This window comes from Pedobacter africanus (genome assembly GCF_040548825.1).
Taxonomy (GTDB): domain Bacteria; phylum Bacteroidota; class Bacteroidia; order Sphingobacteriales; family Sphingobacteriaceae; genus Pedobacter; species Pedobacter africanus_A.
The window spans coordinates 360,480-373,384 of record NZ_JBEPSL010000006.1; the positions used below are offsets into that span (position 1 = coordinate 360,480).

A 12,905-nucleotide genomic window follows, 5' to 3' on the forward strand; every position below is an offset into this window, starting at 1 on the left:
TTATACTATAAAAAAGGCCTGGCGTTTGCCGGGCCTTTCTGCAGTTGAATGGGCAGACCAAGGTTATTTTACCAGTGTAAACTTTTCTGTCAGCACATCCCTGGAGTTGCCTCCGATAAATACATTAAATTCGCCGGGTTCTGCTACAAACTTTAAGGCTGTATTGTAGAATTTTAAATCTTCTTCTGTGATTTTAAAGCTTATTGTTTTGCTTTCACCAGCGTTTAAACTGATCTTCTGGAAACCTTTAAGCTCCTTAACAGGTCGGGTAGAACTGCCTTCCAGGTCGCGGATGTACAATTGTACCACCTCTTTACCTGCAACAGTACCCGTGTTTTTAACTTCTACGCTGGCCATTATACTTTCGCCTGGCTTAAAGCTGTTTTTACTCAGTTTTAAGTTGCTGTAGGTAAAAGTGGTATAGCTTAGACCATAGCCAAAAGGATATAGGGGATCGTTGCTTACATCGAGGTAGTTGGAGCGGAACTTACTGAACCATTTACCTTCGGCCAGTGGCCTTCCGGTATTTTTATGGGCGTAGTATAAGGGCACCTGACCAACATTTTGAGGGAAGGTAGCGCTTAGTTTACCCGAAGGGTTAACCTTGCCAAACAACACATCGGGAATGGCATTTGCGGTTTCGGTGCCGCCAAACCAGACGTTCAGGATGGCCGGGACATGCTCGTCTTCCCATTTCAGGGCCAGGGGCCTGCCGGTAAACAGTACCAATACTATGGGTTTCCCTGTTTTGAGCAGGGCCTGCAGCAGGCGTTTTTGTACTTCAGGGATTTCCAGGTTGGTGCGGCTGGAGGCTTCGCCGCTCATTTCAGAGCTTTCTCCCAAGGCGGCAACTACCACGTCGGCCTGTTTGGCCAGGTTCAGGGCCTCATCAATCACTTCCTGTTCTGGGCGGTTGTCTCGTGGGATGGTACGGCCAAACATGGTGGCACGTTCCTGGTAAGCGGCATCGCTCAGCAGGTTAGACCCCAGGCTGTGCAGGATTTTAACCTCATTCCCTGAGGCTGCTTTCATGCCTTCCAGCAGGGATTTGGTATTGGCCAGGTCGCTGTTTACGCTCCAGGTGCCAGGCATATTGGCTCCGGTATTGGCCAGCGGGCCGATCAGGGCGATGGTACCTGTTTTTTTCAACGGTAGGGTATGGTTTTCGTTTTTCAGCAGCACAAAAGATTCTGCGGCTACCTGACGGGCAAATTGCAAGTGCTCGGGCTTCAGGATTTCCGTTTTGGCACGTTCTTCATCGCAATAGCGGAAAGGGTCATCAAACAGACCGAGTTTATACTTGGCTTCCAGTACCAGGCGGCAGGCTTCGTTGATCCTTTGCAGCTTTACCTTGCCTTGCTGTACCGATTTTTTTAAGGTGGTTAAAAAACCTTCGCCTACCATGTCCATATCTACGCCTGCATTTAAAGAGAGGGCAGAAACCTTTTGCAGATCGCCCAACCCATGGTCTATCAGTTCGTTTACGGCGGTATAATCGGTAACCACGAAACCTTTGAAACCCCATTCCTTGCGCAACAGGTCGGTCATGAGCCATTTGTTTGCAGTGGCAGGCAGGCCATTGATGTCGTTAAAGGAAGTCATGATGCTCCCGGCACCTGCATCAAGGGCAGCTTTGTAGGGCGGCAGGTACTCGTTATACATGCGATCAAGGCTCATGTCGGTCGTATTGTAATCTCTGCCCGATTCTGCCGCTCCGTACAGGGCGAAGTGTTTTACACAGGCCATCATGGTGTTATACTTACTGAGGTCATCTCCCTGGTAACCTTTAACCATGGCTTTGGCAATCTGGCTGCCCAGGTAGGTGTCTTCACCAGAACCTTCGGAGATTCTGCCCCAGCGTGGATCACGGGAAATGTCGACCATAGGGGAGAAAGTCCAGTTCAGTCCATCGGCCGTAGCTTCGATGGCGGCAATACGGGCAGTTTTCCGGATCAGCTCCATATCCCAGGTACTGGATAAGGCCAGAGGGATAGGGAAAGTGGTTTTATAGCCATGGATTACATCCTGCCCAAAGATGATCGGGATTTTAAGCCGGGTATGGTTTACAGCAATTTCCTGTGCCTTGCGGATGCGTGCCGGCGTGGTTAAGCTGAAAATACCGCCCACCTGTCCGTTTTTGATCTTGGCCTCTACACCTGTGCTTACTACCGAACCCGTAGTAGCTTCACCGCCGGTAAGGAGGTTAAGCTGACCTATTTTTTCATCGAGTGTCATTTTCGACATCAGGTTGGTGATGAAGCTGTTCATTTTTTGATCAGCAGCAGGCACTTTTTTTAATTGCGCCTGGGTGTTCAGACTGAGCAATACGATTGTTATCGATGCATATATTCTTGTTTTCATGTCACACTTTTTATCTTAATCCACTATTCAATTTTCATTATTTCACTTTTCTTTGATACGCCATTCTCGTTAAAAGCTTCAATTGAAAAATAATACACTTGTCCGGTCCCCAAACTTTTGATCTCGAGCTGATTGTTGTCGTAAACCAACCAGCTGCTGTATAATTTATCGGGAGCAATTCCCCAAAGTACGTTGTAGCCTTGAGCCAACGGGTTTTTAGTCCAGTTAAGCTGGATGTTACGTTGATCTGAATTTCTTTTGGCAGAAAAATTTTTGACCACAGCTGGCTGGCTGCCAGATCCTTTTCCAAAAATCCGTAACCCGCCTATTGCTAAATTATTGGTAGGGGCATGGATATTTTTAAATCTGATGTACCTTGCTTTTACCGGTCTTTCCAGTTCAACATAATCGTTGGGCACATCTGTGTAGTTTTTACTTTTATCTGTAAGGATTTCCCAATGCGCTTTGTCTGACGAATACTCCATCACATAACGGTGGAATAGCCCGGCGGGTTTCCCAAAATGACTTGACTTATGGTCTACATAGTGCACTTGAAATGCGTAAACGGTACATTGACTTTGTAAATCAACCTGTAACCATTGCTGATCGTTGTTTTCCGGGGCCAGCCAGTAAGTTTTTGCAATTTCATCAAGTGCTTTTGCAGGTTCAAAATTTTGCACGAAACCTGATGCTGTTACTGGTTTTTTGTAAGACAAGAGCATCCAGTTTGTAAATTCTCCTTTGCGCTGCTTATGATTTGGTGCATAGTGTGGATAATCGCCGAACCTGGTGTTGCTGTACATTAGTCCATCGGCATCAAAATACGTTGGAAACATTGCCAGCCTTCGCTCCCAGCCAATGTTGATGTCTAATGCCATAGTAGCAAAATGCCAGTAGCTATTGCCAGGACCTTTTAATGTAGCGCCATGGCCCGCACCGTTCATGTACCCGCCGGGTTTATAACTGAAGGGGTTATTCGGCATGTATTTGTAAGGGCCTAATGGATGGTCGGCTATGTAGGCACCATCACCGTACACATTAAATTCTGTTCCCGGAGCCGCATATTGCAGATAATACTTATTGTTGTGTTTGGTCATCCATGGACCTTCGATATAGCCTTTTAACAGGGTATCGGAATGATTTTCTCCAAATCGCTCCCAGCCATGTTTATCGCCATCCAGTTTAAAAAGTTCATAGGTTTTTTTTGAAGGCAGGAAACGATTTCTGAGGTTAAGGGTTTTGACGCGTATAGGATAGACATTGGACGAACCCCAGAACATATAGGCCTGGTCATCATCATCAATAAATAATGCAGGATCCTGTAAGTCGTTCAAGATAGAAGGGGTAGCTTTCCAGTCTCCTTTTTTAGGGTTATCGGTATACAAAATACTCATCGATCCGGAAGGGTCTCCTGCTACATATAATATGGAGTCTTTATAGTTAAATGCTGCGGGAGCATTGGAGCCCTGGAAATACCATTTTTCTGGTCTGATAAAATTCCAGTTTAATAAATCAGCAGAATGCCAATAGCCCAATGAACGGGTAACAAACATGTAATATTCATTTCGAAAAGACACTACCGCAGGATCGGCCCCCGAACGGTAGGAAAGCGAATCGAACCGGGTTGCATAAGTATAATCGATGTTGATGGGATTGCACCAGGTTTGCTGCTGCCCCTTCATTGATGATTGGCAGAGCAGCAAAATAAAGAGGCTGTAAATTGCTTTCATTTCCTGTAGTTTATACCTATCTATTTAATTTCAGGGCTGGTAAAACCTAGTTTTTTGAGCCCCTTCTGAATGTCTTTATTTTGCATGAACAAGTTCCATAGCAGACCACTCCGATAGTTTTCAATCATTACAATGATGGGGCCCTGATCTATTGCCAGGTGAGATTTGGCATACCAGTCTTTTTCTTCACTAAAGGCATCAATGAAGCCATATTCACTCCATAATTTGTTGCCCATTTTGTAGTAGTAATGTTTTAGGGCCTGCATGGAATATTCCGGGGTATAGGGAAAAGAAGACAACGCTGCAGTTGGACTGATCACCCCTAAATCTTCCGTTGGTGAATGAGCCGCGTATCCTCCCCAGCTGTCGCTGGCCGTTAAGCCCCAGCTATCGGCGCTATAACCTTTGTATTTTTTAGGGTTTTCAATACAGTAAGCCCTGTTGATAAGTACATGGTTTTTATTCTGCTCCCAGTAATCTGCATAATTGTCTTTTAAGCCGCGTGGATTTAGGCCCAGGAAAGAGTATTGAGAAAAGAACAGCGGGCCTCCGTAGTTAAAACCAAGCGGAAGTGTAATGTTGTTGAACTTTCGTCCATTAAAAAAGGTATTGCTGTTTGCCCAGCCCTCGTGATATGTACGACTGGTGATGGTATGTTTGGGAGCAGCAGCGGCAAGCACATAAGTGATCAGACATTCGTTCCATCCCTTGATCTGGTGGTTCATTGCCCAGCCGTTATTTGGGCTCCAATGCCAGTATAGTACGTTTTGATTTTGCGTAAACCAGTCCCATTCTATGCCCTCCCACATCCATAGTATTTTGTTTCTGATATCGCGCTCCACAACATTGTCGGCTGTGTAATACTGGCTTGCCGCTAACAGGCCCTGGAATAGAAGTGAGGTTTCAACAATATCGGCGCCGTCATCCTTTAAGCTGAAGCGGATTGTTTTTCCTGTTTCTCCATTGAGCCAGTGTGGAAAGGCGCCATGATACATATCCGCTTTCCATAAAAAATCTACAATTTTTTTTGTGCGCGCTGCAGCCTGTTCCCTGGTTATAAATTTTCGTTCTGCGGCGACGATAATGGCCATTACGCCAAAGCCTGTGCCACCGGTAGTTACCACTTCCTGACCATAATCAAATGATTTATTACTGCGCTCACGTGCCATACCGCTAACGGGGTGGCCGAAGTCCCAGAAATAACGGAAGGTTTGCTTTTGTACCAGGTCGAGCAACTGGTTATCAGTAAGGTTTTTTTTAATTCCCATTTCGGGCCTGATGAGTACGTTGGTTTTTGAAGATTGCGCATGGCAGGCAGGTATTACAAAAAACAGGATAAAAAGTGAAAAGAGGGATCGGAACAGGTTAGCTTCAGTACGCATATTAAAAGATCATTTGTGTGTAAAAGGTGTTGTGTAATTTTAGATGTTAGGGCCGGAAAATCCGAGCTTTTGCATTCCGGTTTTTACTTCGGGACAGCTCATGAACAGGTTCCACAATAGTTTACTGCGATGGTTTTCAATCATGATGATAATAGGTCCTTGATCTATGGCCAGGGTTGAGCTGGCAAACCATTGCTGATGTAAAGAAAAGGCATCCACAAAACCATATTCCCGGAACAGCTTGTCGCCAAGCTTATAATAAAAAAACCTGAGGGCTTTCATAGATTCAACAGGGGTATAAGGCATGGAAGACAGGGCTGCGGTGGGTGCAATCACACCGACGTCATTTGTTGGCGAACTGGCGGTATAGCCATTGCTGATGTCGCTGGCGGTTAAGCCCCAGCAGTTTTCACTGTATCCGTAATACCCTTTTGGATTTGTTTTGCAGTAATTATAATTGACAAGTGCGTGCGCTTTGTTTTGCACTTCGTAATTGGCATAAGCATCGCTAAGGTTGAAGGGATTGATGCCCAGAAAGGAGTAATGAGAAAAGAAGAGTGGACCACCCTGATTAGGACCGAGAGGCAAGGAGATGCCATAATAGCTGCTGCCGTTTCTAATTGTCCCATTTTGTGCCCAGCCATTTTCATATACTGATTTTGGAATGCTGTGCGTGGGCGATGAGGCCGCCATTACATAGGTGATGAGTGCTTCATTCCAGCCTGTGATGGTCATGTTCATTTCCCAATTGTAATTGGGACTCCAATGCCAGTATAGGGTGTTGCTGTTGTTTTTCCTGTACCAATCCCATTCGACGGTGTTATAGATGGCATTAATGTCTGTTCTTAACGAATTTTCAGCATTGTCTGCTCCGTTAAAATATTGCCTTGCTGTTAGCAATCCCTGCATCAGTAACGAAGTTTCGACCAGATCTCCACCATTGTCTTTCTGGCTGAAAGGAATTACGGTGCCGGTGCTTCCGTTTATCCAGTGCGGATAAGCACCATGAAAGCGATCGGCCGTTTTTAAGAAGCTGACTATCTTTTGAATTCTGGCCAGACCCTGAGCCCTGGTGATAAAGTTTCTGTGTACACCAGTTACAATGGCCATGACGCCGAAACCAGTGCCACCACTGGTTACTATATCGCCTGAAGTATTTCTTTCTCTCGCCATCCCGCTTTGAGGATGACCGAAGTCGTAAAAATATCTAAATGTTTGCTCCTGTACTTTGGTGAGCAATTCCTCGTCAGTTATTCTTGGAAATTTGTCAATATCATCAATCCCGGTATTGAAGCTGAAACTGATTTCGGTCTGGAGGCTGCCACCAGAGGTTGATTTTAGGGTAGTTGGTATGGTAATGTTATAAGCCTTTATACCTGTTAAATTTGTTGCAGGATTGATTACGATGGTATTGTTGTTTTCCAGGCTAGCTGTAAACGCAACATTGGCGGAATTGGTTAAATCTTTAAAAATAATGTTGGAAGCGAAGTTAGTCCCGTTTAGAGCCGTTGAGAAGGTGATTTTGATAATGGGATTGACCGAAATATTATTAAAAGGCGGCGTATTCAGACCATTAACGCTAATAGCTGTTTCTTTAAAAGATGTAGGGCCAAGGGGATTTTCTTTCCCTTTTTTACAGGAAAGGAAAAGCAGGATTAATGCGGCGAAACAGAGGTGTTTTTTTTTCATCTGGTAAGGTTTAAAAAACTGCCGGAGATTCTCCGGCAGTTTTTTAGCAACTGGGATATAAAGCTATCTGCCCTGTCTTTCAAGAATGGATAAGGCAGATACTTCTATTGAAGTCAACGCTTTATTGTAAATTCTGACTTCATCCATTTTGCCTGCGAGGTAGCCCGCCCAGCCTTCGCCCGGAGATCCGGTTGTGCTGCTTGGAACGGTCATGAAATGGAGTGTGCCGAAAACGATTGGGCCAACGTTGATGAAACGTATTCCGGTCATACCAGCTACGGTAGTAGTTCTGGCCAGTGATCCATTTACATAGGATTTGAAGTTTCCGGCTCCGTCATAGGTGATCACATATTGCACCCAGTTGTTGAAGCCATTTTGCACATCCTGAATGTTGTTGTCTCGTGTTACACCGTTGTCGCCATAAATGGTTTTAAAGCGGGCCAGTGTTGTAGTTCCTCCGTTTTCAAAAAACACATTAATATTGCCCCAGAATCCCTGGGTATCTCCCAATCCAAATATGCCAGTCGCACCCGTGTTTTGAGGAGTATTTACCCACATACTTACGGTATACTGTGTCATTGCTTTAACGGCGGGACTGGCAATGGCCGTCGCATAAGCTTTTTTTGTGGCATCGGGATTACCGGTAAGGGCTTTTCCTTTAAGCCCTGTTGTAAATGTCATCCCGGCATTGGTTCCTGTAGTTTTAGAAACAGAATCCAGGATGCTGTCGGCATTAAAATTCCAATAGGCCACCAGGTTTGACGGTGAAATTTGGCTGGAAGCGGTAAAGCCTCCAGCAGTTGGCGGTACGCCGCCTTCAGGGAAATCGTCGTTATTGTCGTTTTTTACGCAGGATAATAATAGTGTACTTCCAATTATCAAACCCGCAAAGCCTATATTTAAATTTTTAAATTTCATCTTCTGATTTTCTAAAGGTGATTAATAATTGTTCTGTTTTATCCGGCCGTTGCTGAAGTTGATTTGTTGCTGCGGAATCGGAAATACTTCATGTTTACCGGCTACAAAAGGTTTGCCAAGTGCGTTTAAAACGGTGGATGCCTGTCCTGTCCGGACCAGGTCAAAGAACCTGTCGGCTTCCATCGCGAGCTCAAGCCTTCTTTCTTTCCATATGTCGGCAATGCTTGCAGATGTGGTAAGAAGTCCGGCCCTCGCACGTACTTTTCTTAAAGGAGTGATTGCGTCCTGACCAATTTTTGCGGCAGCTTCTGCGTTGATGAGCAATACCTCTGCAAACCTGATAATACGGATGTTTTTAGGCTTACTGTCTTTATCGTTAATTCCCAGGCAGCTTTTAGTTTCAAGAAACGGGCTGTGATAGCCTTTATAGTTGTAACGCTCATTGACCACATCAGGACGTTTTGGCAATACGAAGCCATCCCAAAGCGTTGTTGTAGTAACGTCGCTTGTAAAGATAATTGTACCCGCTTTTCTTACATCGTTCGCTTCATAAGCAGCTGCCAGATCAGCAGAAGGGGTATTTAAGCCAAAGCCAAGGTCGCCGGCATTGTAGGTCTGACCAGCAATGGTTTGTACGGTAAAAGTGCCGCGAGGACCCTGAAAGTTACTGTAGTTTTTACTTACCGCATCGCATGCCAAACCACCCGAGGTTTGATTGGCAAAAGGCCCTGTTTGCACCTCGAATACAGACTCTATGTTGTTGGCGCCTTTTTCTCTGAAGATATCAGCATAAACAGGCGCCAAGTCATATTTTTGAGAATTCATTACAGCCATTGACATGTCGTAGGCTCCTTGGTAGTTTTGCTGATACAGGTATACTTTTGATAACAAAGCCTGCGCGGCCCCTTTGGTAGCCCTGCCTACTGCCGAGCCGGCTTCTCCTTTGACTGGTAGATTGGCGACTGCATATAGCAGGTCATCGGTAATGACCTTGTAAATTTCTTCTTTAGAGGCACGTGTTTGGTATTCATCGTTATTTGCCTCTGCCAAAGTAGGTACAGTGATCAATTTAATTACCCCGCCAAATTCCCTGACCAGATTAAAATAGAACAAAGCCCTTAAAAATCTGGCTTCCCCGCTTAAGCGATCTCTGATGGCTGCGTCAATTGTACTTTTTTCCAGTACACCAAGGGCCTTATTTGCCGAAACAATAGCTTTGTAGTTGTCTACCCAAAGGTCATTGAAGATTCCTGTATTCGGGTTATAAGTAAAATTATCCATGAAAATGCCATCAAACCCGGGGTCTGTTGCCACAGAGCCTTTGTCTGAATCGTCTGAAGTTACATCGGCCGCTACTGCCAGTTTTAAGCCAACTGTTCCTGGCAGGTAAAGGTTGTTGTAAGCACCAATAACCAGTTTGTTTGCTGCTTCGGGATCAATGAGCGCCTGTTCTTCTGTTGTTTTACCTTGTGCCGGCACATCTAAAAAGCTGCGTTTACAAGAAGAAATGAACAATGAAGGTACAAGGACTGCCAGTGTAATTATATAAAATATCTTTTTCATCTTTCTATGATTAAAATCCAACATTAACACCAAATGCAAAAGTCCGGGTTGAAGGGTAGCTGTTTAAATCTACACCCTGGTTCAGATTTGCATTCTCTTCTTTTGCGCCAGGTATTGAAGGCTGCAACTCTGGTGTAAAACCGCTATAAGAGGTTATGGTGAACAGATTTTGGGCCGTAAGGAAGAAACGTACGTTACTGATGTGTGCCTTCTTAAGCAGGGCTTTGGGTAAGGTATAGCCAACAGTTAAGTTATTTAAACGCAGATAATCCCCTTTTTCTACAAAATAGGTAGAGGCTGGCAATGCGCCTATTGTTGCTCTTGGCACGTTGTTGTTAGGGTTATTTGGCGTCCACCTGTTTTTTACCACGGAGGCTTCAACATTGTCTGTTAGCTGACTTACACCACGGGCTGCCTTTTTTGCATTATAAATTTTACCTCCCTGGGTGCCAAAGAAGCCAAAGTTAAGGTCGAAATTTTTATAGCTGAGATTACCATTAAGGCCATAAGTGAATTTAGGCTGGTAAGAGCCAAAATAAGCCCTGTCATTATTGTCTATTTTGCCGTCTGGTGTGCCATTTGGTCCGCTGATGTCCCTGTAAATGATGTCGCCAGCCCTTGCATCTTTTTGCGCAGACGCATCAATCTGAGCCTGGTTCTGGAAAATCCCTATTTTTTCCAGCAGAAAATAACTGCCTATGGCCTGACCGTTGTCTGATTTGGTGATTTGATAATTGGCGATATTGTCTCCAAAAAGAGGCTGTCCGCCGTTAAGTTTTTCTATGGTATTTTTATTGTAGGCAATGTTACCACTGATGCCATATTTAAAACTTTCATTTAGCTCATCTGCCCAGCCCAGAGATAGCTCCAAACCTTTATTGGAAATAGTAGAGGCATTGGTTAGCGCTTTGCCATCAGGATCTCCGAGGATAGCAGGAATACCAACGTAAATCAACGCATTGTCTGTTTTTTTATGGTAATAATCTATAGTACCGGACAACCTGTTGTTTAAAAAGCCAAAATCCAGTCCGGCATCATATCCGGTGGTTATTTCCCAGCGGAGCAGGTTGTCTACAGTATCCTCAAACCTGATTCCCTGAATTGGTGCACCGTCGATCGGATAGGGCCTGTTTATAATGGCGATGGGAATATAAAGGGAAGATTTGATATTGTCATTCCCCATCTGGCCATAGCTTCCCCGGATCTTCAGATTACTGAAGACTTTTTGATCGGTCATGAAGGACTCATTAGAGATGTTCCAGGCGAGCCCCAATGAAGGAAAATACTCCCATTGGCTCATTTTGCCAAATTTTGAGGTCGCATCAGCCCTGAAGCTTGCGGTTAACAGATATCGGCTGTCATAACCATAATTGAGGCGGGTAAGATAGGAATACCTGTTGTACTTATCACCGGTATTTGCTACCGACTGTGTTCCCGCTGATCCTGCATCAAGGTACCATTGATCCTGATTGGCGGGGATGTCTCTTGCATTCCCTACAAATTCGTTAAACTTGTAACCTTCTGCAGTGACACCCGCAAGGAGCGTAAAATTATGTTTCTCGATAGTTTTGGTATAGGTAGCAGTATTGTCCCATATCCATCTGAAGGTATCATTTTTAGTGAGTTTTAACGTGCTGTTTGCCCTACTCTGGTTACCTCCGGGTACCAGGAAGGTAGAACCATCCGGCAGGTATCTGTAACCATAATCTGTCGATTTCAGATAATCCAGGTCTAGTCCCATGGCTGAGCGTAGTGTTAAACCTTCAATTGGTTTGTAATCTAGTGCAAAGTTACCCTGGATGCGGTTCTGTCTGGCTGTATTGTTTACTTTATCAAGGCTCAGCAGGGGGTTGGATACGTTGCCAAAAAGCGATGTGTTCCCATATAGGTCACCTACTTTTGATGCTATAATAGGGGCTGCCCGATAAGCATTGCCAAAAGCATCCAGCTGTGCACCTTTTGCCTTGCCATTGGTATAGGAGAGCATATTACTAAATTTCAATTTTTTAGTGAGTGTATATTCATTGTTCACCCTTAAAGTAAACCTATCGTATTTATTGCCTTTTTGAATACCCTCATCTGAAAGCAAGCCCGCGCTCAGGAAGTAAGTGACCTTGTCACTGCCACCTGAAAGGGAAAGATTTTGCGTAGTTATTAAGCCCTTTTGAAGAATGGCGTCATACCAGTCGGTATTGGCGCCGGTAAGCATGGAAGGTGTGATGAGGTCACTCCCGCTACCATAATACTTGTTTGCTTCATTAAGATATCCTGTATACTGATTCGAGCCGGCCATGTCTACCAGATTGTTGGCTTCCCTGAAACCGATATTGCCATCGTAAGTAAAGACGTTTTCTCCAGCCTTACCTTTTTTTGTGGTGATGAGTATTACACCATTTGCTGCCCGCATACCATAAATGGCCGATGCAGATGCATCCTTTAATACGTCTACACTCAGAATGTCAGCATTATTAATGTTCTTAATATCTTCTGTAAATACGCCATCGACTACATACAGAGGGTTTGCACCCCCAAGCATCGTTCCGGTACCTCTTAACCTAACGGTAGGGCTCGTGTTGGGTTCGCCCGAACTGATGATCTGTACGCCGGCAATTTTACCCTGGAGGGCCTGGGTTGCTGTTTGAACCGGCTGCCGGGTCAGTTCTTCTCCTTTAACCTGAGCTACGGAACCCGTAAGGTCCTTTTTCTTTTGAGTGCCATAACCGACCACTACAACCTGCTCTAGTTCCTGTGAAGACGATGCAAGTGAAATGTTAAGGTCAGCCTGATTGTTTACGGATATTTCACGTGAAAGATACCCGAGGTAGCTGAATACAAGGGTCGCGTTTGCCGGAGCGCTTATGGCATATCTTCCAGAAGCATCTGTTGTAGTTCCCGTTCTTGTTCCTTTCACAAGTACACTCACTCCTGGGAGCGGCAGCTTATCCGTTTCATCGGATACCACACCTTTTACAGTGATGTCCTGTGCCTGTGCTACGTTTGTAAAAAGAAAACAGAGAAAAGTTAAAACAACAAGTTTTGTAGAGATTCTTTTCATACTATTTGGTTATTTAATAATTGATATATAAATGTCCATCAGAATTATGTTTAAAACAAAAAAAACGCCTCTACATTAATACATCATGAGTGTGGTGTGTACTATCTCAAATGTGCTTTCCAGATTTGTATATGGTCTGAAAACAGCGTTTTCAGACTCCCTCATCAAAAAATCAGACTACAGCAATACTGTCTTTTGCAGCCAAAA

The 12,905-nt window shown here is 44.5% G+C and carries 7 protein-coding genes; all 7 read right to left on the reverse strand.

Features of this window, described 5'->3' with window-relative positions:
- Nucleotides 1-63 precede the first annotated feature (63 nt).
- A complete protein-coding gene (bglX, locus tag ABIE26_RS25245) occupies nt 64-2,361 on the reverse strand; it encodes a beta-glucosidase BglX (RefSeq protein WP_354376261.1) in 2,298 nt (765 codons plus the stop codon).
- Nucleotides 2,362-2,384: 23 nt separating this feature from the next.
- A complete protein-coding gene (locus ABIE26_RS25250) occupies nt 2,385-4,091 on the reverse strand; it encodes a family 43 glycosylhydrolase (RefSeq protein ID WP_310146664.1) in 1,707 nt (568 codons plus the stop codon).
- Between the two features lie 20 nt (nt 4,092-4,111).
- Nucleotides 4,112-5,473: a glucoamylase family protein gene (locus ABIE26_RS25255; protein ID WP_310146666.1), complete on the reverse strand. Its 1,362-nt coding sequence runs from the start codon at nt 5,471-5,473 to the stop codon at nt 4,112-4,114.
- Nucleotides 5,474-5,512: 39 nt separating this feature from the next.
- Nucleotides 5,513-7,162: a glucoamylase family protein gene (locus ABIE26_RS25260; protein ID WP_310146668.1), complete on the reverse strand. Its 1,650-nt coding sequence runs from the start codon at nt 7,160-7,162 to the stop codon at nt 5,513-5,515.
- Nucleotides 7,163-7,225: 63 nt separating this feature from the next.
- The gene (locus ABIE26_RS25265) at nt 7,226-8,080 is read right to left on the reverse strand and encodes a LamG domain-containing protein (RefSeq protein ID WP_310146669.1); all 855 of its coding nucleotides are present in this window, start codon (nt 8,078-8,080) and stop codon (nt 7,226-7,228) included.
- A gap of 21 nt (nt 8,081-8,101) precedes the next feature.
- The gene (locus ABIE26_RS25270; RefSeq protein ID WP_310146670.1) at nt 8,102-9,643 is read right to left on the reverse strand and encodes a RagB/SusD family nutrient uptake outer membrane protein; all 1,542 of its coding nucleotides are present in this window, start codon (nt 9,641-9,643) and stop codon (nt 8,102-8,104) included.
- A gap of 10 nt (nt 9,644-9,653) precedes the next feature.
- The gene (locus ABIE26_RS25275; protein ID WP_310146672.1) at nt 9,654-12,698 is read right to left on the reverse strand and encodes a SusC/RagA family TonB-linked outer membrane protein; all 3,045 of its coding nucleotides are present in this window, start codon (nt 12,696-12,698) and stop codon (nt 9,654-9,656) included.
- Nucleotides 12,699-12,905 lie beyond the last annotated feature (207 nt).